The sequence below is a fragment of the Marinobacter qingdaonensis genome, assembly GCF_034555935.1.
In the GTDB taxonomy this organism is placed as follows: Bacteria; Pseudomonadota; Gammaproteobacteria; order Pseudomonadales; family Oleiphilaceae; genus Marinobacter; species Marinobacter qingdaonensis.
The window spans coordinates 2,581,545-2,604,408 of sequence record NZ_JAYDCJ010000003.1; the positions used below are offsets into that span (position 1 = coordinate 2,581,545).

The 22,864-nt window shown below is 61.0% G+C and carries 25 protein-coding genes; 13 read left to right on the forward strand and 12 right to left on the reverse strand.

Translation table 11 applies throughout. The features are described 5' to 3' along the window. Positions 1-51: 51 nt before the first annotated feature. From U5822_RS15040 to U5822_RS15075, 8 genes are read right to left on the reverse strand one after another with little or no spacing between them, the layout of a single operon-like run. On the reverse strand, positions 52-801 hold the full coding sequence (locus tag U5822_RS15040) for a hypothetical protein (protein WP_322856424.1): 750 nt from the start codon (positions 799-801) through the stop codon (positions 52-54). Further along, positions 798-1,319: a DUF2878 domain-containing protein gene (locus U5822_RS15045; RefSeq protein ID WP_322856425.1), complete on the reverse strand. Its 522-nt coding sequence runs from the start codon at positions 1,317-1,319 to the stop codon at positions 798-800. Before U5822_RS15045 ends, U5822_RS15040 begins: the two co-directional genes overlap by 4 nt. Then, positions 1,316-2,587, reverse strand: coding sequence for a cyclopropane-fatty-acyl-phospholipid synthase family protein (locus U5822_RS15050; RefSeq protein ID WP_322856426.1), 1,272 nt, complete (start codon positions 2,585-2,587; stop codon positions 1,316-1,318). Before U5822_RS15050 ends, U5822_RS15045 begins: the two co-directional genes overlap by 4 nt. Further along, a complete protein-coding gene (locus U5822_RS15055) occupies positions 2,575-3,459 on the reverse strand; it encodes a DUF1365 domain-containing protein (protein WP_322856427.1) in 885 nt (294 codons plus the stop codon). The genes U5822_RS15050 and U5822_RS15055 overlap by 13 nt, the downstream gene beginning before the upstream one ends. 2 nt (positions 3,460-3,461) lie before the next feature. Next, positions 3,462-4,727 (reverse strand): NAD(P)/FAD-dependent oxidoreductase, encoded by a 1,266-nt coding sequence (locus U5822_RS15060; RefSeq protein ID WP_322856428.1) that lies wholly within the window; start codon positions 4,725-4,727, stop codon positions 3,462-3,464. After that, complete coding sequence (locus U5822_RS15065) at positions 4,724-5,524, reverse strand: SDR family NAD(P)-dependent oxidoreductase (protein ID WP_322856429.1); 801 nt, start codon at positions 5,522-5,524, stop codon at positions 4,724-4,726. Before U5822_RS15065 ends, U5822_RS15060 begins: the two co-directional genes overlap by 4 nt. Continuing rightward, positions 5,521-5,988, reverse strand: a complete 468-nt coding sequence (locus U5822_RS15070) for a nuclear transport factor 2 family protein (protein WP_322856430.1) — start codon at positions 5,986-5,988, stop codon at positions 5,521-5,523. Before U5822_RS15070 ends, U5822_RS15065 begins: the two co-directional genes overlap by 4 nt. Beyond that, entirely contained in the window at positions 5,985-6,941 is a 957-nt protein-coding gene (locus U5822_RS15075) for an acyl-CoA desaturase (RefSeq protein WP_322856431.1), read from the reverse strand. The genes U5822_RS15070 and U5822_RS15075 overlap by 4 nt, the downstream gene beginning before the upstream one ends. A 116-nt stretch (positions 6,942-7,057) precedes the next feature. Here U5822_RS15075 and U5822_RS15080 point away from each other — a divergent pair, with 116 nt between their 5' ends. Continuing rightward, a complete protein-coding gene (locus tag U5822_RS15080) occupies positions 7,058-8,077 on the forward strand; it encodes an NAD(P)/FAD-dependent oxidoreductase (protein WP_322856432.1) in 1,020 nt (339 codons plus the stop codon). A 6-nt stretch (positions 8,078-8,083) separates the two neighbouring features. On the opposite strand, the gene U5822_RS15085 is transcribed toward U5822_RS15080, so the two are convergent. Further along, a complete protein-coding gene (locus U5822_RS15085; protein WP_322856433.1) occupies positions 8,084-9,568 on the reverse strand; it encodes an HD domain-containing protein in 1,485 nt (494 codons plus the stop codon). 114 nt (positions 9,569-9,682) lie between these two features. On the opposite strand from U5822_RS15085, the gene U5822_RS15090 reads away from it, so the two are divergent. The 7 genes from U5822_RS15090 to U5822_RS15120 all read left to right on the forward strand — a co-directional run bounded on the left by U5822_RS15090 (position 9,683) and on the right by U5822_RS15120 (position 15,192). Further along, on the forward strand, positions 9,683-10,891 hold the full coding sequence (locus U5822_RS15090) for a PP2C family protein-serine/threonine phosphatase (protein ID WP_322856434.1): 1,209 nt from the start codon (positions 9,683-9,685) through the stop codon (positions 10,889-10,891). 14 nt (positions 10,892-10,905) lie between these two features. Beyond that, positions 10,906-11,397, forward strand: coding sequence for an STAS domain-containing protein (locus U5822_RS15095; protein WP_322856435.1), 492 nt, complete (start codon positions 10,906-10,908; stop codon positions 11,395-11,397). A 64-nt stretch (positions 11,398-11,461) separates the two neighbouring features. Further along, the gene (locus tag U5822_RS15100) at positions 11,462-12,529 is read left to right on the forward strand and encodes an NAD(P)H-dependent glycerol-3-phosphate dehydrogenase (RefSeq protein ID WP_322856436.1); all 1,068 of its coding nucleotides are present in this window, start codon (positions 11,462-11,464) and stop codon (positions 12,527-12,529) included. Positions 12,530-12,552: 23 nt separating this feature from the next. Further along, positions 12,553-13,002, forward strand: a complete 450-nt coding sequence (locus tag U5822_RS15105) for a SixA phosphatase family protein (protein ID WP_322856437.1) — start codon at positions 12,553-12,555, stop codon at positions 13,000-13,002. Positions 13,003-13,044: 42 nt separating this feature from the next. Next, positions 13,045-13,941: a radical SAM protein gene (locus U5822_RS15110; RefSeq protein WP_322856438.1), complete on the forward strand. Its 897-nt coding sequence runs from the start codon at positions 13,045-13,047 to the stop codon at positions 13,939-13,941. Positions 13,942-13,963: 22 nt separating this feature from the next. Continuing rightward, positions 13,964-14,530 (forward strand): DUF1285 domain-containing protein, encoded by a 567-nt coding sequence (locus tag U5822_RS15115; RefSeq protein WP_322856439.1) that lies wholly within the window; start codon positions 13,964-13,966, stop codon positions 14,528-14,530. Between the two features lie 200 nt (positions 14,531-14,730). After that, entirely contained in the window at positions 14,731-15,192 is a 462-nt protein-coding gene (locus U5822_RS15120) for an FKBP-type peptidyl-prolyl cis-trans isomerase (RefSeq protein ID WP_322856440.1), read from the forward strand. 128 nt (positions 15,193-15,320) lie between these two features. Here the strand turns inward: U5822_RS15120 and U5822_RS15125 are convergent, their stop codons facing one another. Continuing rightward, positions 15,321-16,973 carry an electron transfer flavoprotein-ubiquinone oxidoreductase gene (locus U5822_RS15125; RefSeq protein ID WP_322856441.1) on the reverse strand — a complete coding sequence of 551 codons (1,653 nt, stop codon included), beginning with the start codon at positions 16,971-16,973 and terminating at the stop codon, positions 15,321-15,323. 524 nt (positions 16,974-17,497) lie between these two features. Here U5822_RS15125 and U5822_RS15130 point away from each other — a divergent pair. The 3 genes from U5822_RS15130 to U5822_RS15140 all read left to right on the forward strand — a co-directional run bounded on the left by U5822_RS15130 (position 17,498) and on the right by U5822_RS15140 (position 20,134). Then, the gene (locus tag U5822_RS15130) at positions 17,498-18,247 is read left to right on the forward strand and encodes an electron transfer flavoprotein subunit beta/FixA family protein (protein ID WP_322856442.1); all 750 of its coding nucleotides are present in this window, start codon (positions 17,498-17,500) and stop codon (positions 18,245-18,247) included. Further along, complete coding sequence (locus U5822_RS15135; protein ID WP_322856443.1) at positions 18,248-19,189, forward strand: electron transfer flavoprotein subunit alpha/FixB family protein; 942 nt, start codon at positions 18,248-18,250, stop codon at positions 19,187-19,189. It begins immediately after the preceding gene. A 102-nt stretch (positions 19,190-19,291) separates the two neighbouring features. Then, complete coding sequence (locus tag U5822_RS15140; protein WP_322856444.1) at positions 19,292-20,134, forward strand: putative RNA methyltransferase; 843 nt, start codon at positions 19,292-19,294, stop codon at positions 20,132-20,134. Between the two features lie 10 nt (positions 20,135-20,144). Here U5822_RS15140 and U5822_RS15145 read toward each other — a convergent pair whose 3' ends face one another. Both U5822_RS15145 and U5822_RS15150 read right to left on the reverse strand, forming a co-directional pair. Further along, the gene (locus U5822_RS15145) at positions 20,145-20,624 is read right to left on the reverse strand and encodes a hypothetical protein (RefSeq protein ID WP_322856445.1); all 480 of its coding nucleotides are present in this window, start codon (positions 20,622-20,624) and stop codon (positions 20,145-20,147) included. Between the two features lie 14 nt (positions 20,625-20,638). Further along, on the reverse strand, positions 20,639-20,968 hold the full coding sequence (locus tag U5822_RS15150) for a hypothetical protein (protein ID WP_322856446.1): 330 nt from the start codon (positions 20,966-20,968) through the stop codon (positions 20,639-20,641). Between the two features lie 206 nt (positions 20,969-21,174). On the opposite strand from U5822_RS15150, the gene U5822_RS15155 reads away from it, so the two are divergent. After that, positions 21,175-21,591: a hypothetical protein gene (locus U5822_RS15155; RefSeq protein WP_322856447.1), complete on the forward strand. Its 417-nt coding sequence runs from the start codon at positions 21,175-21,177 to the stop codon at positions 21,589-21,591. 27 nt (positions 21,592-21,618) lie between these two features. Beyond that, positions 21,619-22,860 (forward strand): saccharopine dehydrogenase family protein, encoded by a 1,242-nt coding sequence (locus tag U5822_RS15160; RefSeq protein ID WP_322856448.1) that lies wholly within the window; start codon positions 21,619-21,621, stop codon positions 22,858-22,860. Positions 22,861-22,864 lie beyond the last annotated feature (4 nt).

The following is a 22,864-nucleotide window of genomic DNA, read 5'->3' on the forward strand; positions in this document are numbered from 1 at the left end:
CGGAGTTTAACACAAGGAGCCCGGGGCGCCGCTTTGGCACCGGTGACGGATTCAGGGAGTCAGTTCACAATCCGGCCAGATCTCCACCGAATAGCGAATGTGGGCGGTGTGATTGGTGTCCTCATCCTTGCGGATGTTGGTGAGGCCATAGTAGTCGGTCAGCGCGCCGTTGCCGTCGTAACCCAGCACTATGGGGTCAACGAGAAAGCGCAGGACCATACCGGTCGGGCGGATCTGCAGCACCTGCTCGGCGGTGATTCGGGAACTGTCAGCCGGCTCGAGCACAAAGCCGTAGTGCTCGCCGCGTGTCGGTCCGAGAAAGCGGAAGGGAACAGCCTCGCCCGCCAGCACTGAATCCCAGTGCCGGCGCACGAAGTTGTCGAACCCGGCGTCCACCACCAGGTCCTGGCCGAACGCCACGTCGAAGCTGCGTTCCCGGCCTTCCGGTGTGCGCCAGTCAATCGTCAGATTCGAGACCGACGGGTAGGTGATGCGCAGGGTCTCGCCAAAATCCGGTTGGCGAAAATCCACCGCCGGCCGGATGACCGAATCTTGATAGGTCAGGTCCTTGGTGGCGAACTCCGCCTCACTCTCAGGTTTGACATAGCCAATCCGGTGGGATTGAGGCCGAAATACCCCTTCCTGGCAGGACCCGTTGACCTGGTGCTGTTCCAGGTAGATGAGGTCGCCCGCGTCGGTCCGGGCCGATCCGGTGAAACGCATCTCGGCAGCTGCTGCCAGGGCGGGGCCCGCGGCCAGAAGCAGGGTGGTGGTCCAGAATGTGGTCCGATGGCCCATCATGGCTGCAACTCCGGATACAGCGATTTGCGCAGAAACAACAGCAAGGGAAACACGACCAGCCAGCCCAGCGCCAATGCCAGCAACGACGGAATAAGCTCCGGCAGGGTGACCGCACCCAGTTTGCTGGCGGACCAGTAGGCAAAGGGGCCAGCCATGGGCGCCAGGACAAAGGCCAGCCACACCCGCCGGCTGATCCAGTTCAGGGAGTGGCTCAGGGTGGTCATGAAAATGGCCCAGATGGCGACCAGCCAGGGCGGCGTCAGAACGACCTCGCCCTGGGTGCTGGCCAGAATACCGGTTCGGAACCACAGCAGGTCCAGGGCCGCTCCCACCACTGTGCCCAGGCCAATAAACTGGAGCTCGCTGAACCGTTTCTGGCTGACCAGGACAAAATGCGCCACCAGAAACAGCAGCACCAGGCCCGCGGCCAGCAGGCCGGGGTACAGCACGCAGATCAGCCAACCGACCTGAAAGCAGGCGAAGTTCAGCACATTGCGGGCAGTTTCTGAACGGATCATTGGCTCAACAGATTCGCACGTTTGTTAAACGGCTTGGCCAGCAGAATCTGGGAGACGCCGATGGCGCGCTCACTGAAGCCGGCCTCGCAGTAGGCGAAGTAGAAATGCCAGAGCCGTCGGAACGCCTCGTCGTAGCCCTGGGCATCCAGTTCGCTGGCCTGGGCCATGAATCGCTGGCACCAGTCCCGCAGGGTACGGGCGTAGTGAAAGCCGATGTCCTCGGCATGAGTCAGCACCAGGTTGCTCTGGGAGCGCACGGACTCCAGGATGGCGCCAAACGAGGGAATGAAGCTACCGGGGAAGATGAATCGCTGGATGAAATCGACGTTGCGCAGGGCGCGCAGGTAGCGCTGTTCCGGCATGTTGATGGCCTGGATCAACGCCAGCCCGTCGGGCTTGAGCAGGGTGCTGATCTGGGCCAGGTAGCTGTCGAGGAACTGCGGACCCACGGCCTCGATCATCTCGATGGACACCAGCTTGTCAAACTGGCCCTGCAGATCCCGGTAATCATCAAACAGCAGGGTGATGCGGTCGTCCAGACCTTCTTCCTGCACGCGCGTCTTGGCCAGCTCGAGCTGTTCCCGGGATATAGTAGTGGTGGTGACGTGGCAGCCGTAATGCTTGGCGGCGTGGATCGCGAAACCACCCCAGCCGGTCCCGATTTCGATGACCCGGTCTCCGGGTTGGAGGTCAAGCTTGCGGCAGATGGTGTCCAGCTTGAACACCGCGGCTTCTTCCAGGCTGGCCTCGTCGGACGGGTAAATCGCCGAGGAGTACATCATGGTCGGGTCGAGAAAGCGCTCAAACAGGTCGTTGCCCAGGTCGTAGTGGGCGCTGATGTTTTTGCGGGAACCTTCACGGGTGTTGCGGTTGAGCCAGTGCAGGCCCTTGAGCGCCGGTTTGGTGACCCAGCTGTAGCGGTCCTCGAACTCGTTCATGCGGTCGACGTTGCGGGTGAAAAAACGCAACAGGGACACCAGATCCGGTGACGACCAGTCGCCGCTGACAAAGGCTTCGGCTGCGCCGACGCTGCCGCCGGTGAGCAGGTCACGCCAGGTACTGTGATGGTGGATGACCAGTTCAGCGGCCTGGAAGTCAGGGTCACCGTCGCCAAACACCAGGTCTTCCTGGCCGGACTCCCGAACCGTCAGCCGACCGTGCTCCAGACGGTTGAGCTGCTGCACCACCAAGGATTTGGCGATGCGGCTGGCCAACGGGGTGGTTTCCGATGCCCGGTTCGATTCGATCGAGGTATTCAGGTTCTCCATGAACTTACCCTTCCACGCTTCTGGTTATTGTCTCCGGCGCTGGTGATGTCCAGTCCCGAGTCGTCGATGCCCCGTCGATGGGCGGGATCGTCTGCGGCCAGCTTGTCCGGATGGGTGTAGAACGGCGCCCCCTTCAGCTTCAGCTTCAGGGCGTGCCAGTAGATCCCGGCGGTTACCTTGAGAGCTTCCAGCGGAAACTTCCGCAGACTTCTATGTACCTCTTTACGGGTGAGGGGGGTCCGCCGGACCACCAAGGTGGCATCAAAATGCTTCTTTTCCCCCTCCACCACGTTCATGTGGATGCGCAGCTCCGGGCCCCGGAAGCTGAAGGTCCACTGATAGTCCTGTTCCATGCCGTTGAACGGAGAAACGTGGAAGCGTTTCTGGAAACCGAACCGTTCACTGCGCCAGCCGGCCGACGTAGGCTCGGCGCCGGTGGTCTCCAGGCAGTACACGTGGCGCTCGTGCCACGGTGTGTTGGTGATCTGGGCGACGATCACCTTGGGCACCGCACCCTCGTGGGGCTCAGCGCCTGCCGCGTAGCAGAAATAGAAACTGACCGGGTTAAACACGTACCCGAAATACCGGGGATGGGTGATCAGCTCAATACGGCCGTCGGGACGCCAGCCGGTGGCCTTGGCGACGTGGCGGCGCAGGGCCGGGGACAGGTCGCCGGCCTCGGGTCGGAAGTAGTCGCGGCGGCGCAGGGACAGCCAGTTGAACCGTTCGAGAGAAAACCAGGGGCTGACCGAGGTCACTTGGTCCCACTCATCAACGTCCAGCGCCAGCATGCCGGTGCTGTACTCGAACTCGTGGCCGACCGGAATCTTGCGCCGGTGGCGTACGGACCCTTCCAGCCAGTGCGAGTTCATGGCTAGAGCCCCAGCCCGAAGGCCTCGGTCACCCGCAGCGCGCTGCGTACACCGTCTTCGTGGAAGCCGTTAAACCAGTAGGCCCCGCAGAAATGGGTGCGATTGCGGTTGCCGATCTCGTCGTACCGGTTCTGCGCGGCGACCGCCTCCATCGTGAATACCGGGTGGGCATAGCGGAACTGCTTGATGATGCGCTCCGGCGCGATGTCCCGGGTCCGGTTCAGGGTGACGCAAAAGGTTTCCGCGGCCTCGTCGAAGTTCTGCAGGATGTTCATGTTGTAGGTGACCGACACCGGCTCGGTGTTGTGGGCCGGGATGAAGTAGTTCCAGGCCGCCCAGGCGCGTTTGTTGGAGGGCAGTACCCGGCTGTCGGTGTGCAGGACCACTTCATTGTCCTGGTAGCCGATGGCTCCCAGGACGTCCGACTCCTGCGCAGTGGCATCCGCCAGCATGGCCAGGGCCTGGTCGCTGTGGCAGGCCAGCACCACCTGGTCGAAGCGGTGCTCCTGGCCGCCGACGGCCACGGTCACGCCGGAGTCGTCGCGTCGGACTGATTCCACCGGGCTGTTCAGGTGGGTGCGATCGCCCAGGCGCTCCATCATCTTGTCCACGTATTGGGACGAGCCGCCTGAGATGACCCGCCAGGTGGGACGGTCGTCGACCGAGAGCATGCCGTGGTTGTTGAAGAACTGGAGAAAGAACCGGATGGGGAACTGCTCGAGTACAATCTCCGGGGCCGACCAGATGGCCGCGCCCATGGGCACGATGTAGTAGTTCCGGAAGTAGCGGGAATAGCCGTTGCGGTTCAGGTACCCGCCCAGGGTTTCCTCGTTGGAAATGGAGCCCGCTTCCAGATCCGCCCGGGTTTCCCGGTTGAAGCGCAGGATTTCCTGAACCATTTTCAGGAATTTCAGATTGAAGACGTTCTTTCTCTGCGCGAACAGGGTGTTGAGACTGGTGCCATTGTACTGCAGGCCCGTGGCGCTGCTGTCGACGCTGAAACTCATGTCGCTGACTTCCGACGGCACCCCGAGTCGCTCCATCAGGCGAATAAAATTGGGGTAGGTCCAGTCGTTGAATACGATGAAACCGGTGTTCACCGGCCAGGTGCGGCCGCCGGCCTCGACCTGCTCGGTATTGGTGTGTCCGCCGGCGTAGTCACCGGCCTCAAACAACTGCACATCATGCTTTTCGGCCAGAAGCCAGGCTGCCGTGAGGCCGGACACGCCGGCGCCGATGACAGCAATACGCTGACGGTCGTTAGTCATCCACTATTTCCCTGTTGGTTGGTGCTCTTTCTTGCCATGCCTGCCGCCATTCGGTCTTTCAGTGCCTGCGGCAGGGCACCCAGGGTCCTGAGCATCCAGGTGAAGCGCTTGGGAAAGGCGATTTCATTTTTGCCTTTGGCCAGGCCACTGACGATGAGCTCGGCGGCGGCGTCTGCGGACACCAGAAACGGCATGGGAAAATCGTTGCGGTCGGTGAGCGGTGTTTTCACAAACCCGGGGGATACCACCACCACATCGATCCCCTCGGCCGCCAGGTCTGCGCGGAGGGCCTGGGCCATGTAGGTGAGGGCGGCCTTGGAAGCGCCATAGCCTTCGGCCCGCCCGAACGGAAACCACCAGGCCGAGGAGCTGACGATCACCAGGGTGGCGGGCAGGCCCTTGGCGCGGGTCCGGCGCAGTGCTGGCAATGCGATCTCCACGCTGCGGGCGGTCCCGATCACGTTGGTATGTATGTTCTTTTCAATGACGTCGCTGTCGTAGTTGGCGACATCGAGGTACTCGCAGGTGCCGGCGTTCAGAATGGCCATGTTCAGGTCGCCCTGGTCCTCGAGGACGTTGGCGATGGCCGCCAGATCGTCTTTGCTGGTGGTGTCGCCGACCGTCACCTGGATCCGTTCTGGCGCCAGGGCCTTCAACGCCTCCAGCGGCTGCTGCCGCCGGCCGGTGATGGTCAGGCGATGACCGCCGCGGGCCAACGCCTGGGTCACGGCCTCGCCGATGCCCGAGCTGGCGCCGGTGATCCAGATGTTGGAGTGACTCTGCAAACGCTCGCTCATCCGGCGTATCCTTTTACCATGCGAATCACGCGACCCACCAAGGGCAGGTGCTCGTACAGAAGCTGCCCCGCGTCGAAATAGTCCCGGTGGTAGTTAACCTTGCCGTCGGCGATGCCCAGATGGCTGACACCCTCGACCCGGATCTCGCGGCCTTTGTTGATGCGTTTATGGCGCAGGTGCATCACCCAGGGCACCATGGCGCGGTCACCGTTGACCACGGGTTCCGAGAAATCGAACCGGCAACTGATGGCGTTGGCGTAGGCACCGGCAAAATAGCGGGTCAGCTCATCCAGCCCCTGGGCCGAACCCAGGGGATCCTGGAATCGCACATCCTCACTGTACACATCTGGCAACTTGTTCAGATTGCCTTTGTCCAGCCGATTAAACAGAGTCTGGAAGCGCTCCAGGGTGGCTGGCACGGCGGCATTCTTGGAACCGACTTCAACGGCTGAGGCGGTGGTCATGATCGTGTCCTCCGCATGTTGTCCAGTTGGCGGGTTTCTTCCTGAATGTGCTTGGGAATCGGGTTGAGTTCCCAGATGATGCCGAGGCGGGACAGCAACCACAGGCCATACCACGTCACATCAATTTCATACCACCGGAAGCCCTGGCGCACGGACTGCGGCCAGCGATGGTGATTGTTGTGCCAACCCTCACCCAGGGTGAGCAGGGCCAGCCAGAAGTTGTTGCGGCTGCCGTCCGAGGTCTCGAAGCGCCGCGAGCCCCAGACGTGAGACAGCGAATTGATCGACACGGTGGCGTGGAACAGGGCCACGGTGGAGATAAAGAAGCCCCACACCAGCAGCTGCAGACCGTTGGTGCCAAGGCCCGGCGCCCACAGTGCCAGCGCCTCACCCAGCAGGTAGATGGCTACCGCTGCGATGGCGGGCACGACCGAATCGAAGCGGTTAATGAACTTGAGCTCCGGGTACTTCAGCCAGTCCCGCACCCGTCGCTCGTCCATGGCAAAGCCAGCATCGCAGGTGAACCAACCGACGTGAGACCACCAGAAGCCACCTTGGTGCGGCGAGTGCAGATCCTGCTCCTGGTCCGAATGCTGATGGTGATGCCGGTGGTGGGCGGCCCACCACAGCGGACCGCGCTGGGCGGCACTGGCCCCCAGCAGGGCAAAGACAAATTGCGCGGGCCGGCTGGTTTTGAAGGTCTTGTGGGCGAAGTAGCGGTGGTAGAAGCCGGTAATGGCGAACATTCGCACCAGAAAGAAACCGAACGCGAACAGCGCCGCGAAGGTACTGACGCCGGTAAACAATGCCAGCAGACACGCCAGATGGAGGGCAAGAAAAGGAATAACTCGAATAAAGTTAAAGGATCGGGAGCTCGTGTCCATGTGATCCGAACCAGCAGACGAGTCGAACCATCTCAGAATGTTTGTAAGCCAATTTTGCACTCGGGTCATACCCATTTAGCCTTTGTTAACAACGATAAATCCTTGCAGCGTTTCCTCAACTGCCGCCGAGAAAACGATTCGTGGGGTAGTACGATTTACCGAACCTGATTGGATGCACATAAACCATGATTAATCAGTCCTCTTTGCCTACCGATATACGCCGAATTGCCATCGTCGGTTCAGGCCTCGCCGGGTTGACCGCTGGAATCCAGCTCAAGCAACTGGGCCATGACGTAACCCTGTTCGAGAAGAGTCGGGGCCCGGGCGGCCGGCTGGCGGCCAAGCGGGTGACCGGCGGATCCGCCGATATTGGCGCCCAGTACTTTACCGCCCGCAACCCGGAATTCCTGCCATTCCTGTCGGCCTATGCCGGAGAGGCCAGTTTTTCGGTCTGGCATGGCCGGTTTGGCTACCGGGACGAGCAGGGCAACTGGGATCGATTCCCGGAGGAGTCCCGATACGTGGGGACCCCACGCATGACCGCCATCACCCGGGCATTGTCCGCGCATGTGCCGGTAGTGGCCGAAACCCGCATCGAACGCCTAGAGCGTGAGCGCAGCCAGTGGACGCTCGTCGACACCGTCGGCAACCGGCACGAGCCGTTTGACCAGGTGATCATTACCGCCCCGCCGGCCCAGGCCCGGGCGTTGATGGCAGAGAGTGATCTGGCGGACCTGGCCAGCCACCTGGACGACCCGGTACAACGGGTCCTGCCGTGCTGGGCGGTCGCGGCCCATTTTGTCCAGCCGCCCTGGACCCGGCATGAAGGAATGCGGGTCCAGCATCCGGTGCTCTATTGGATCGCCAACAATTCCAGCAAGCCTGGCCGCGAGGATACCGGGCAGTGGTGGGTGCTGCACGCCGGGCCGGAATGGACCGCGGACCACGTGGACACGCCGCCGGAGCAGGTCGCCACCCAGATGATTGAGGCCTTCCGGGAGCTGGCGGGGTTCCAGGCCGAGCCCGACGCCGTGGTCACCCATCGCTGGCTTTATGCCCGATCCGAGGACGGCGAACGGCCGGGCCATCTGTGGTTTGCTGATCACAACCTGGGCGTGGCCGGGGATTGGCTCGACGGCGGGCGGGTCGAAGGCGCATTCAACAGCGCCCGCAGCCTGGTTGCCGCCATGGTGGCGTCGGCCTGAGTTGGCTTACTCGGTCAGACCGTCGCCCGCCTGGGTGGTAACGGCCGGGCGGGCGTAGAAGTGGGTGATGGTGCCGTCACCGAATTTGCTGAAAAAGGCGCTGACGTCGGTAATCTTTTTCAGAGATCGGGTCCGATTGATGGGATCCCTCGACAACACCTTGATGCCGTTGAAATTGTCTTGGATGTTGGAGAACCGGGCGCGCATCGAGCAGGTCACCACGTCGGTCGGCGCCAGGCCGAGCTTGCTGGCCAGCCAGCGACTGTGGCGTTCGATCTGGGGCCCGGCCAGGTCTTCCCGGGTATCCAGGTGGTCGAGCTTGACCCGATTCACGATGCAGAAGGAAAAGCTCCGGGGATTGCCGCGGGCGACCTTTCGGAATGCCTCCCAGAAAAAGTTGTCGGTCAGTTCGGCGAAATACCGCATGTCGCTCAGGCAGGTATCCACCCAGTGGAAATTATCCGGGACCTCCAGCACCTCGTTGATGGCCTCGCGCAGGAGCCAGTCAAAGCCCAGCGCAGTTTTGTGGGCGTAGACCTTGCGGTACATCTGGTGCCGGCTGTAGACGAAATCCTCCAGGGCGCCCAGGCCCTTCTGGGTGATGGCCAACCCCAGCCAGGGCTCCGACACGTCCCAGCCAAAGCGCAGGTTGCTGACCAGGTGGTCCAGATTGAACCCGCCGATGGTCACCGAGGAATGGAATCCGTCCCGCAGCATGTAATCGGCCCGATCGGCATCGATTTCACCGGAGACAATGGATTTCAGCAGATCCATCACCATGCGCGGGATGTCGCTGTTGATCAGGGCGCCGGATTTGGCGTCTTCACCGGCGATGAACTGCCAGAAGGTGTGGGCGTGGCGCTGGAAGGTCGCACTCGGCAACACGTCGGTGGTCTCCATGATGCCGATGACGTCCTGGCTGAAGAGGCCGGCGCCATGGAGATCGACCTGGGACAGCACCTCGTGGGCGACCCGCACCGAATAATGTTCGTGCTCGAGCTCCTCCGGCTCTTCCCGGTGGTAGAGCGAATAGTCGACCCCGGCCCAGAGATCGGCAAAGCGCCCCGGGCGGGACATCAGGTCGCGAATCCGGCGGGCCTGGGTGAACTGGTGCGAGAAGCTGGAATGGCCGCTGTCGTGCAGCAGGCAGCCCAGGCGGATCACCTTGGCCAGGTAGTCGATGGCATCGAGCTGACTCAGGCTCAGATCGGTCTGTTCGCTGAGCTGGCGCTCCCGCAGGTAGGCGTCGATCATGGCTCGGAACATGCGGGTGCCAACGTGCATCACGCCAATGCTGTGCAGAAACCGGGAGTGGGTGGCGCCGGGAAACACCAGGCTCAGGATGTCGTTCTGGCAGATGTTGCGCAGTCGCTGGAACAGGGGGTGGTCGATGACCTGGATTTCGTGCCGATACAGCGGAATGCCGCCATGAACCGGATCCATGATCAGCTTGTCGTAGGCTCCCAGCAAGTCGTTTACGGCCCGTCGCATCGCTCACAATCCCCCAAATTCCTGAATCTGGCCTTGTTATATCACAGGGTCGTGCCAGAATAGGCGTATTGATCCGGATTTTTCTTTTATCGCTGGTAGTTTAGGGCAGCCGCCATGACCTCGCGCACTGAGCGCATACTGATTATTGATGCCGATGAACAGGCCCGAACGGATCTCGCCCGGTATCTGGAAGCCCGCGGCTTTTATGTGTCCGGTTACGCCGGCCTCTCATCCGCCAAGACCCTGTTCGATGAGAACATCCCCGACGTCATCTTCGCCGACCTGCCGCCGGAGGCCATCAAGGACCTGGCGCGTCGGCTGGAAGAGGCAGAAACCCTCACCCCCATTGTGTGCTGCTCAGACAGCGAGTCCAGCGCCGACGTGGTGCGCGCGCTCCGGGCCGGGGCGGCGGATTTCGTGCTCAAGCCCTGCAATGACGACAAGGGCGCCCTGGATGACGTCATCGAGAAGCTGTTCGACCGGGTGCGGGTGAATCGACTGAACCAGCTCTACCGGCACGAGCTGGAGGAAGCCAATCGGGACCTTCGCAACGGCATTTCCGAGCTGCGCGCCGACCAGCGCGCCGGCCGCAAGGTCCAGTTGCGAATGCTGCCGGAACGGGAACAGGACCTGGTGGGCCTGCACGTTGACCACCTGATCAAGCCCTCGCTGTACCTCAGTGGTGATTTCCTGGATTACTTCCGGATTTCCGAGGACCAGGTCCTGGTCTACATCGCTGACGTGTCCGGCCATGGCGCCAGCTCCGCGTTCGTGACCGTTTTGCTGAAGAACCTCACCAATCGTCTGCAGCGTAACCTGCGCCGGCATTCCAGCGACGATATCCTGTACCCGGATCGGTTCCTGGAGCGGATCAACTCGGAACTGCTGGACACGGGGCTCGGCAAACACGTAACCGTTTTCGTTGGCATCATTTCGGTCAAAGAGCGTACATTGAAGTATGCGGTCGGGGCGCATTTCCCCATGCCCATCTTGTCGTTCGAGGGCGGGGAAACCCGGTTCCTGGAAGGCAGCGGGTTACCGGTAGGGCTGTTTGAAACGCCCAAATGGGAGGTGTACGAGGTACCGCTGGCACAGCCTTTCCGTCTGACGCTGTTTTCGGATGGCATTTTGGAGGTGATTTCCGCCAAAAGCCTCGACGAAAAGGAGAGCACACTACTTGAACTCGTGTCGGGAGGTCGTCACACTATCGCTTCCTTGAGCGAGGCTCTGAATCTCGACGCGATCACGGAATTACCGGACGATATAGCTATCGTGTCGGTTACTGATTCCATACTCGGATCTGACAACACGTCGTCGAAATAGTGGCAGTGTGAAACATGGCTGGTTACAAGATCCTGCAAGCTGAAAAACAGGGCATTTATGTCCTGAAGTTTATTGGGGAAATCCGGCTGAACCTGTGTTCGACGCTGGACAATCTGGTTGAGTCCATCACCCAGGATCCGCATTTCAAGACCGTGGTGATCGATCTCACCGAAACTGAGATCATCGACAGCACCACGCTCGGCCTGCTGGCCAAGATCGCCATGGCGGCCCAGCAACAGAGCCATTTCCTGCCCACACTGATCTCCACCAATCCGGACGTTACCCGCATTATCACATCCATGGGGTTCGACAAGATTTTCATCATTGTCCGTGAACCCGCCTCCCGCATCGAAGAACTCGAAGAGATCCCGGTCCTGAAAGCGAGCGAACAGCAGGTTCGCGACAAGGTGCTGGACGCCCATAAGGTGCTTATGGGCATGAACAGCCGAAACCGGGAAGAGTTCAAGAACCTGGTGCGCGCACTGGAATGTGAAGAACCCGGCTGAAGCGGCGCCGCCCCCACGCAGGCGCCGGATGTCTCACCCGATCTGACAACATAATGGAATGACTATGCCAGAACAGAACGCGCCCCAAACCGATGGGGCCAAGGGCCCGACCCATGATGTGGCGGTCCTCGGCGGCGGCAGCTTTGGCACTGCCATGGCCAAGGTGCTGGGCGAGAATGGGCATCGCGTGCATTTCTGGATGCGCGACGCCGGCCAGGTCGATGAGATCAACCGGACCCGGATCAACAGCCGCTACATGCCGGATGTGGAGCTGACCGGGGACCTGCTGCCGACCACCGACCTCGCCGAAGCGGTCGGCAAGGCGGAAATCGTGTTCGTCGCCATTCCCAGCAAGGCGTTCCGCGCCGTGATTCGTGAGCACAGCGGCGAATTCCGGGACGGACAGATCGTCATCAGCCTGACCAAGGGCATTGAAGAGCACGGCTTCAAGCTGATGAGCGAGATCCTGCAGGAGGAAATTCCGCGCTGCCGCATTGGGGTGCTGAGCGGCCCGAATCTCGCCAGCGAAATTGTCAGCCGCGATCTGACCGCCACGGTCATTGCCGCCAAGGATCCGGATGTCCGCCGGACGGTTCAGGACCTGCTTGGCTGCGAGTATTTCCGGGTTTACGCCAACGTCGACATCTACGGCGTTGAACTCGCCGGTGCCCTGAAAAACATCTACGCCATTGTCGCCGGCCTGGCCTCGGCCCTGGAGATGGGGGAAAACGCCAAGGCCATGCTGATTACCCGTGGGCTGGCGGAAATGAGCCGATTCGCCGTCAGCCTGGGCGCCAACCCGATGACCTTCATGGGGCTGGCGGGCGTCGGCGACCTGATCGTGACCTGCACCTCGGCCAAGAGCCGGAACTTCCGGGTTGGCTACGCCGTCGGCAAGGGCCAGAATCTGGATGATGCCGTGAACGAGCTGGGCCAGGTGGCTGAGGGCATCTACACCCTGAAACTGGTCAAGGAAAAGTCCGAGGCCATTGGCATCTACATGCCCCTGGTTCGCGGCCTGTACGAGATCCTGTACGGGACGGCCTCCATCAAGGCGGTGATCAACAGTCTGATGCTGTCGGTGCAGAATTCGGATGTGGAATTCATCCTGCCGCGTACCATCAGCCAGTAACGGCCAGAAGGGGAGGATAAGTCGTGGAGTTGCTCATCATGCGTCACGGCGAGGCGGGGTGGCACACCCTGGATCAGGAACGCGAACTGACCGAGACCGGTCGTCTGCATGTGGCGGAAGCAGCCGCCCAGATCGCGGAATCACCCTGGCGGCCGAAACTGATCTGGAGCAGCCCCTTTGTCCGGGCCAGGGAAACAGCGGCCATCGTGTCTGAAATCCTGAATTGCCCGGTCGAGGAACGCCCGTTCCTGACCCCCGATGACGACCCAGGTCAATGCCTGGATGCGCTGCTGGACACGGACATCTCACCTCTGATGATTGTCTCCCACATGCCGCTGGTCGGCAGCCTGGCGACATTGCTGGTGGATGCGCACCGTAATGGCATTCCGTTCATGACGTCCCAGGCCGTGATGCTTGACATGCCGGTGGTCGGCCCGGGCTGCGCCGACTTGAAAGCCCAGTTTCTGCCCTGATGTCTCCGGTATCAGGCACCGTTCACCAACCGAAAAAACCTTATGTACAGTTTTCCCATCGATTACATCGAGCCGGTTTTCCGCCCGCCAAGCGAGGCGAAATCGCTGATTCTCCCGGTCACAAATGGCTGCTCCTGGAACAAGTGCAGCTTTTGCGAAATGTACACCCAGCCGCAGAAGAAGTTCCGGGCCCGCAAGCCGGAGGATGTACGCCAGGACATCGCCAAGGCGGCACAGAGCCTGGGTGGGGTGCGCCGGGTGTTCCTGGCCGATGGCGACGCCATGGTGCTGCCGACCCGGCGGCTGCTGGAGATCCTTGCCGACCTGAAAGCCGCGTTTCCGGATCTGCAGCGGGTATCTAGCTACTGCCTGCCGCGCAATCTGGCCCGCAAATCCGTGGAGGAGCTGGCGGAACTCAAGGCAGCGGGGCTGCAGATCCTGTATGTCGGTATGGAGTCCGGTGACGATGAGGTCCTGAGCCGGGTGAACAAGGGGGAAACCTGGGAGTCGACCCGCTCGGCCCTGTGCAAGATCAAGGAAGCGGGGCTGACCAGCTCGGTCATGGTGCTCAATGGCCTTGGCGGCGAGGCACTGTCTCGTCAGCACGCCATCAACACCGCGAAGCTGTGCAACGAAACCCAGCCGGATTACCTGTCCACCCTGGTGGTCAGCTTTCCGCAGGGCGAGGAACGCTTCCGCGCCGCCTTCGGGGAGGACTTTGCACCCCTGTCCCAGCAGGGATTGTTCGAGGAAATTCGTCTCTTCCTGGAGCATCTGGAACTGGATCGGACGGTGTTCCGCAGTGACCATGCGTCGAACTACCTGGTGCTGAAGGGCAACCTGGGCCGGGACAAGCAGAAGCTGCTGGACCAGGTCAATGTCGCCATCGCCAACCCGGGCGCTGCGCCGCTACGGGCGGAGTGGATGCGCGGTTTGTAAGTCAGAGTCGTGGAGTCGGTTTATGAAACAGAACCCGGAAAAGCTGGCGGAACAGGTGAAACAGGCGGTGAAGAATCCCGGCCGGCCCCCGCTTGAGACCTGGAACCCGGAACTGTCCGGCGATATGGACCTGCGCATCGCCCGGGACGGGCAATGGATTTATCAGGGTGAGCCGCTGGCGCGAGAGGCCATCGTCCGGTTGTTTGCCTCCATCCTTCGTCGGGAACAGGATGGCGAGCATTACCTGGTGACCCCGGTCGAGAAGTGGCGCATCCAGGTTGAGGACACACCGTTGCTGGCGCATTCCCTGGAGGTTACCAGTGTTGACGGCCAGCAGGCGCTGAGCCTGACCACCAACGTGGGCGAAACCCTGGCCGTGGGGCAGAGCCACCCGCTGGAGGTTGGGGTCTATCCGAACACGGACGAGCCCCGGCCGATCATCCACGTGCGCCACGGTGTCACCGCCCGGCTGGTGACGGCCGCCTTCTACGACCTGGTGGAGCACGTGGAAGAGCGTGAAACCGAAGCCGGCCGCGTTTTCGGCGTCGTCAGCCAAGGAAATTTCTACGAAATCGGGCAGGGTGGTTGAAAACCCGTACCCAGGCCCCATCCTTTACGGTAGAAAACGCACTCTCTCAGTTGTTAAACTGTGTTTTCTTACTTGTTATGAGCCTGGCTCTCTAACGAGGCCCGGTGGTCGTTAGTCCCTCTGTGCAGTCTGGCTGTCCAAGATCACTTTCGATTGCCCAAATTCAATTAAACAGTCATTGCGACACGCAAGGAGATCACATGGCCCAACCTCGTGTTGTCACCATCCATTACACGCTCACCAACGATCAGGGAGAGCAGCTTGACTCCTCCCGTGTAGAAGGTCGTGAGCCTCTGTCTTACCTGGAAGGTGCTCAGAACATCATCGGTGGACTGGAAAGTGCACTGAACGAAAAGAACGCTGGCGATCAGGTGAAAGTATCTGTTGAGCCGGCTGAAGGATACGGTGAAGTGAACGAAGAGCTGGTTCAGCCGGTACCGCGTTCTGCATTTGAAGGCGTCGATACCATCGAGCCGGGCATGCAGTTCCAAGCCCAGACTCCGGGCGGCCCCCAGGTGGTTCGCGTGGTTGAAGTTGGCGACGAAACCGTCACCATCGACGCCAACCACCCGCTGGCTGGCCAGACCCTGCACTTCGACGTGGAAGTTGTCGAAGCGCGCGAAGCGACTGACGAAGAGAAAGAGCACGGTCACGCTCACTAAGCTCTTTGCAGCGCTCGTAAAGAACGGCTCCTTCGGGAGCCGTTTTTTTGTGCCCGGAGAAACGGCGAGCACAACATTCGGGCAAAAAAAAGACGGCCCCGAGAGGCCGTCTTGTCCGGAATCCGAACTTACATGTTCGGGTAGTTGGGGCCGCCGCCGCCTTCCGGGGTCACCCAGTTGATGTTCTGGGCAGGATCCTTGATGTCGCAGGTCTTGCAGTGAACACAGTTCTGGGCGTTGATCTGGAACTTCTTGCCGCTGCCGTCGTCTTTTTCGACCACTTCGTAAACGCCGGCCGGGCAGTAGCGCTGCGCCGGTTCGTCGTATTTCGGAAGGTTTTCGTTCAGCGGAATGTCCGGGTCCGTCAGCTTCAGGTGAACCGGCTGATCTTCCTCATGGTTGGTGTTGGAAATGAACACCGAGGACAGGCGGTCGAAGGTCAGCTTGTTGTCCGGCTTCGGATAGCTGATCTTCTTGGACTCGGACGCCGGCTTCAGGGTGGCGTAATCCGGAACCGTGTCGTGGAAGGTGATCGGCAGGCTGCCACGCAGGATGTTCTGCTCGAAGAACGCGATGGCGCCGCCAACGACGTTGCCGAACTTGTGCATGGCCGGACCGAAGTTACGCTCGGCGTACAGCTCCTTGTACAGCCAGCTGTCCTCGAACCGCTGCTGGAAGCTGGTGATCTCTTCGCCGTTCTTGCCTTCCTTCAGCGCTTCAAACACCGCTTCCGCGCCCAGCAGGCCGGACTTCATGGCGGTGTGGGAACCCTTGATCTTGGAGCTGTTCAGGGTGCCGGCGTCACATCCCAGCAGCAGGCCGCCCGGGAAGCTCATCTTTGGCAGGGCGTTGTAGCCACCCTTGGAAATGGCACGGGCGCCGTAGGAGACGCGCTTGCCGCCTTCCAGGTATTTGCTGATTTCCGGGTGCAGCTTCAGGCGCTGGAATTCCTCGAACGGGCTCAGGTGCGGGTTGCTGTACGACAGGTCGGTGATCAGGCCGACGTACACCTGGCCGTTTTCCAGGTGGTACAGGAAGGAGCCGCCGGTGCTGCCACTTTCATTCAGCGGCCAGCCGGTGGTGTGGACCACGAGGCCTGGCTCGTGCTTGGCCGGGTCGATGTCCCACAGCTCCTTGATGCCGATGCCGTAGTGCTGCGGGTCCTTGCCTTCGTCCAGCTTGAAGTCGTTGATCAGGCGCTTGCCCAGGTGGCCGCGGCAACCCTCGGTGAACAGGGTGTACTTGGCGCGCAGCTCCATGCCCGGCATGTAGCCGTCTTTCTCGGAACCGTCACGGGCCACGCCCATGTCGCCGGTGATGATGCCTTTGACCTGACCGTCTTCAATGATGGTCTCGGACGCGGCAAAGCCCGGGTAGACTTCCACGCCCAGCTGCTCGGCCTGTTCGGCCAGCCAGCGGCACAGGTTGCCCAGGCTGATGATGTAGTTGCCGTGGTTGTGCATGTTCTTGGGCACAAACCCGTTCGGGATCTTGGTCGCCTTTTCCTGGTTCTTCAGCAGGAAAATGTCGTCGCGGGTGACCGGCGTGTTCAGCGGGGCACCTTTCTCTTTCCAGTCCGGGAAGAGTTCATTGAGGGCAGTGGGCTCGAATACGGTACCGGCCAGAATGTGCGCGCCGATTTCGGAACCTTTCTCTACCACACAGACGGTCAGTTCTTCGCCGGCTTCCTGCGCCAGTTGCATGACGCGACAGGCTGCCGAGAGGCCCGCAGGGCCGCCGCCGACGATCAGAACATCAAATTCCATCGATTCGCGTTCCACGTTGGTCTCCTCACACTTCTTTAATGGATATTATGTGCCCGCAGGCGAATTCAGAGGCGTCATCATACCGGTAATAGTGCCTATAGACGACTGCCCGAAGCCGGCCCGGCCGACTGTTTCAAGAAAGGATATCGTATTTGAAGAATCAAACAAACGTTTGTTTGAAATTCTCCCCATCCTTTGGCATTGTACGTGAACACCGAAACATCGTGTGTTTTGAGTCGTTTTTTAGTATCGTCTCATTTGCCGGGCCGAGTCAACTGCGGTCCATTGGCTTGAAAAACGCTCCTGGCGCGTCGGGCGGGGCTATTGACCCGTTCATCCTTTGCCTGCAGTATTAGTCCGCCGTGACAGCAGGCCCCGCGTGAGGAAGCTGTTTGTAACGTTCGGAGTGTCTTCCCATAATTCGGAACACGCCGAAACGAGAGGAATCAAGAATGCTCCGATATCCGCAGCTGCGGGGTCGCGAAGAGAGTGTTTCTGATTGCGAGTCTTTAAACCCATCGTAGAAGAACGAGGAATCTATGAAGGTTCTGGTCGCTGTAAAACGAGTAATCGACTACAACGTAAAGGTGCGCGTCAAGCCGGACAACACCGGCGTTGATCTCGCCAACGTCAAGATGGCAATGAACCCGTTCTGCGAAATCGCGGTTGAAGAAGCGGTTCGTCTGAAAGAGAAGGGTGTTGCCAGTGAAATCGTGGTGGTCTCCATCGGCCCGAAAGCTGCGCAGGAGCAAATCCGGACCGCCCTGGCACTGGGTGCCGACCGTGGTATCCACGTGGAAACCGACGAAGAGGTTCAGTCTCTCGAAGCGGCCAAGCTGCTGAAAAGCGTTGTCGAGAAGGAAGAGCCGAAGCTGGTTATCCTCGGCAAGCAATCCATCGATTCCGACAACAACCAGACCGGCCAGATGCTGGCCGCGCTGACCGGCATGGGTCAGGGCACCTTCGCCTCCGAAGTGGTTGTTGACGGCGAAAAGGTTAACGTTACCCGTGAGGTTGACGGTGGTCTGATGACTGTATCCCTCAACCTGCCGGCGGTAGTCACCACAGACCTGCGTCTGAACGAGCCGCGTTACGCTTCCCTGCCGAACATCATGAAGGCCAAGAAGAAGCCGCTCGAGTCTGTGAGCCCGGCCGATCTGGGTGTCGACCTGGCACCGCGCCTGTCCACCCTGAAGGTTGAAGCACCGGCTGCCCGTCAGGCGGGTGTGAAGGTGGCAGACGTTGCTGAGCTGGTCGATAAACTGAAGAACGAAGCGAAGGTGATCTAAATGAGCATCCTTGTAATTGCTGAACATGACAACAGCAGCCTGAAGCAGGCTACCCTGAATGTTGTAGCGGCGGCCAAGGCCATCGGCGGTGACATCGACGTCCTGGTGGCCGGCGAGAACTGCGGTGCCGTTGCTGAAGCAGCTGCCAAGGCTGAAGGCGTAAACAAGGTACTGGTTGCCGACAACGCCGCTTACGGTCACTTCCTGGCTGAAAACCTGGGCGAGCTGGTTGCCGAAGTGGGCAAGGGCTACAGCCACATCCTGGCCGCCGCCGGTACCACCGGTAAGGACTTCATGCCGCGCGTTGCTGCGCTGCTGGACGTGGCCCAGGTATCCGACATCATCCGTGTTGAGTCCGAAGACACCTTCGTACGCCCGATCTACGCGGGTAACGCCATCGCCACCGTCAAGGCCGGCGACAGCATCAAGGTCGTGACCGTACGTCCGACCGGCTTCGATCCGGTAGCCGCCGAAGGCGGTTCCGCTGCCGTTGAACAACTGGACGTGGTCAAGGACGCCGGTATCTCTGCCTTCGTCAGCGAGCAGAAAGCCGAGTCCGATCGTCCGGATCTGGCCAGCGCCGGTGTGGTTATCTCCGGTGGTCGTGGCATGCAGAACGGCGACAACTTCAAGATGCTGGAGAAGGTTGCCGACCTGCTGGGCGCAGCGGTAGGTGCCTCGCGCGCCGCGGTTGACGCCGGCTTCGTACCGAACGACATGCAGGTTGGTCAGACCGGTAAGATCGTTGCCCCGCAGCTGTACGTGGCCGTGGGCATCTCCGGCGCCATCCAGCACCTGGCCGGTATGTCTGACTCCAAGGTGATCGTCGCGATCAACAAGGACGAAGAAGCACCGATCTTCCAGGTGGCCGACTACGGTCTGGTCGCGGACCTGTTCGAAGCGGTTCCGCAGCTGGAAGAAGAGCTGAAGAAAGTCCTGTAAACTTTCCGACGCTTGAGAAAAGGCACCTCCGGGTGCCTTTTTTATTGGCCGGCTATAAACTGTGCCGGCGCCCTTGATTCATCTCACTTCCGGATTATCACCATGCCCCTTGCTGCGTTTGATCAACTGGCCTGTCCACTCGATGGCGTCCCCCTGGCCCAGGACGGACAAAGTTGGCGCTGCGCTTCCGGCCACAGCTTTGACATTGCCCGCCAGGGCTACGTGCACCTGCTGCCGGTTCAGAAAAAGCGCAGCCGCGAACCGGGTGACAGCAAGGAGATGGTGGCGGCGCGGCGCCGTTTCCTCGAAACCGGTGGCTATGAGCCGGTCTCGGATGCGGTGAACCGGGTGGTGACGGCTGGCTTGGCGGTGCAGCCGGTCTGGCGCATCCTCGACGCCGGAAGCGGGGAGGGCTACTACACCGGTCGGCTCGCCGAGGCGTTGTCGGGGCAGACGGAACTGCAGGTGTTGGGGCTGGATATTTCCAAGTGGGCGGTCCAGTCCGCGGCCAAACGTTACAAAGACCTCAGCTGGGTGGTTGCCAGCAACGCCAATCTGCCGGTGTTGCCGGAGGCGGTGGATGCCCTGCTGTCGCTCTTTGGTTTCCCGGTGTACGGAGAGTTCGCACGGGTGCTCAAGCCCGGTGGGCTGCTGCTCCAGGTGGACACCGGGCCGGACCACCTCCGGGAATTGCGGGAAATCATCTACCCCGAGCTGAAACCCGCGAAGGCCGAGCAGTCAACCTGCCCGGAAGGCTTCCGGAGCCTGGGTGCTGAGTCGGTGCGTTACCCGCTAACCGTCGAGGGCCAGGACCGTATCTCGGATCTCCTGGCGATGACGCCCCACGGTTACCGGGCGACGGAAGACGGCCGGCGGCGGGCGGCCGAATTGACGGGCTTGACCGTGACCGTAGACGTGACGATCAGAACCTTCGAAAAACACTGAGGCCCGACAGTCAGTCGGACCGGTCCTGGTTCGAACGGCCGGAAGGCTGCTGGGTCGCGATGCGTTTTTCGGCCTTGCCGATGATCAGGGTGTCGGCCAGGATGTGCAGCGCCTTATTGGTGGTGCGCACGGTCTTGTAGATGGTTTCGCTGGTCTGATCGTGGGTCTTACGGGCCTTGCGGGCGCTTTCCCGGAATTCCTCATCCCGGGAGAAGTGGTCGATCAGGCCGAAGGTGGTGTTGGAAATGGCCTTGTGGACCTTCTCCACCGCGCTGGCGCCGCCGGAGACCGTGTCTTCGAGCAGTCGGGCCCGGTTGCGCACTTCCAGCAGGTCCATCCGGCTTTTCTGGATGGCGCTGTGGGCCGCAATCCGGTGGGCGTTCAGGGCCCGGACATCACGCCGGGCTGCCAAGAGCAGCCGATAGCAGGCCACCGACAAAAACAGGGTGACGACCAGAAGCGTAGTGGGAATCAGCAGGGTTAGATTCATCGGGACGGACCCTCTTAGCGATACTCGATGTGCATTTCTACATCAATTTCGCGCTCAGCCAGTTCGGCCTCCAGCTCTCGCATGACCTCCTGGTAGACCATCTTGCGAACCATGACCGGCAAGCGGTCGGCCAGGACCCGCGCCGAACGGGATTCCCGTTTGGCAATGGCAATCGGGTCCAGCACCCGGAGCGTCAATACCAGTTCTGGATCCTGGTCCGAGTCGCCGAGGGCCTCGGCATCCATCATATGATTGATCATTTTACGCTGCTCGCGCACCTGCCAGAACAGGAAGCCGCTGACTAGGGCAAGGATCAGGCTTGCGATCACCAGGACAGTGGTCAACTCCAACCTCCAGGGTATTGTTATGAAATCCGCCCCAGTTTGCCTGACAAACCAGGACAAACGATTGGCCCTGACGACGAGTATTGCCGGGTCTGATGTGAACCCGGAATAGGCCCGCAAACTCAAGAATTACATTTGCAGACTGGTGACTGGCTATGCAGAATCAAGGAGTTAAGCGCCAAGGACTCTCACGCAAGGAATCGACTATGGTCTGGTTCAAGGCTTTCATCGCCGGTTTTCTCGCCACCCTGGTATTCCATCAGGGCCTGTTCATGCTGTTTTACCTGGGCGGCGCCGTACCTATGGCCCCGTTTAACCTCACTCCGGTACCGCCCCTTGGGGTACCATCGGTGCTTTCTCTGGCCTTTTTCGGCGGCCTTTGGGGCATGCTGCTCTGGCTGATCGTCGGTCGCACGACCGGTGCGTTCCATTGGTTCGGCCACATTGTGCTGGGCGCCATCGGTCCCACGGCCGTGGCCATGCTGCTGGTGTTTCCGCTCAAAGGCCTGGACGTCTCAGCCCAGACCTGGATTGGCGGCCTGATCCTGAACGGTTTCTGGGGGCTGGGCGTTGCCGTGTTCATGGGATTACTGGGGGCCCGGGCGCCCCGTCAAGAACTCTGATTACCAACTTTTCGCAAAGGATGAGCAATGACTAAATCTGCGGACGCGACCTACGACATCGTCGTTTTCGGGGCCACCAGCTTTGTTGGCCAGATCCTCTCCCGTTACCTGCTTGAGACCTACGGCCTAGGCAAGTCCCTGAACTGGGCCATCGCGGGCCGGTCCGAGGCCAAACTCAATACCCTGAAGTCCGAACTGGGCAGCGCGGCCAGCAAGCTACCGGTGATCCTGGCTGACGCCGGCGACGAGCAGGCGCTTCAAGCCATGTGCGCCCAGACCCGGGTGATCATCTCCACGGTGGGCCCTTACGCCCTGTATGGCGAACCCCTGGTCCGCGCCTGCGTGCGCACGGGGACCGACTACTGCGACCTGACCGGTGAGGTGCAGTGGATTCGCAAGATGGTGGATCGCTACGAAGAGGAAGCCAAGGCCTCCGGAGCCCGGATTGTCCACTGCTGTGGCTTCGACTCCATTCCCTCCGACATGGGGGTCTGGTTCCTGCAGGAAAAGGCCGAGCAGACCTTTGGCGCGCCATGCCGGGACGTCCGGATGCGGGTGAAGGCGGCCAAGGGCGAGTTCTCCGGTGGCACAGTGGCGTCCATGATGAACATCGCCAATGAAGCCGCCGCCGACCCGAAACTGCGCAAGGAGCTGGCCAACCCGTTCTCGATCTGCCCGCCGGAACACCGGTCCAAGACCCGTCAGCCGAGCCTGAAAGGCGCCGAGTACGACAAGACCTTTGACGTCTGGCTGGCACCGTTCGTGATGGGCGCCATCAACACCCGCATCGTGCATCGCTCGAACGCGCTGCAGGAAGCTCGCTACGGCAAGGAATTCACCTACGACGAGGCCATGATGACCGGTCGCGGCGTCAAGGGTCGGCTTGCCGCCTATGGCATTACCGGCGGCCTGGGCGCCTTCTTTACCGCCTCGGCCATCAAGCCGACTCGTTGGCTGGTGGAAAAGTTCGTGCCCCAGCCGGGTGAGGGCCCGAGCCCGGAAGCCCAGAAAGCCGGCTTCTTTGACCTGCGCTTTGTGGGTCGAACCGAGGATGGCAAAACCATCATCACCAAGGTGACCGGGGACCGGGATCCGGGCTATGGCTCCACCGGCAAGATGTTGGGCGAGGCCGGTATGTGCCTGGCGTTTGATGTGCCGGCAGAACGGGAAGGGGGGTTCTGGACGCCGTCTTCCTTGCTGGACGGCCAGTTGCTGGAGCGGCTCACCAGCAAAGCCGGCCTGACCTTCGAGGTGCTGGAAACCCGCTGAGGGC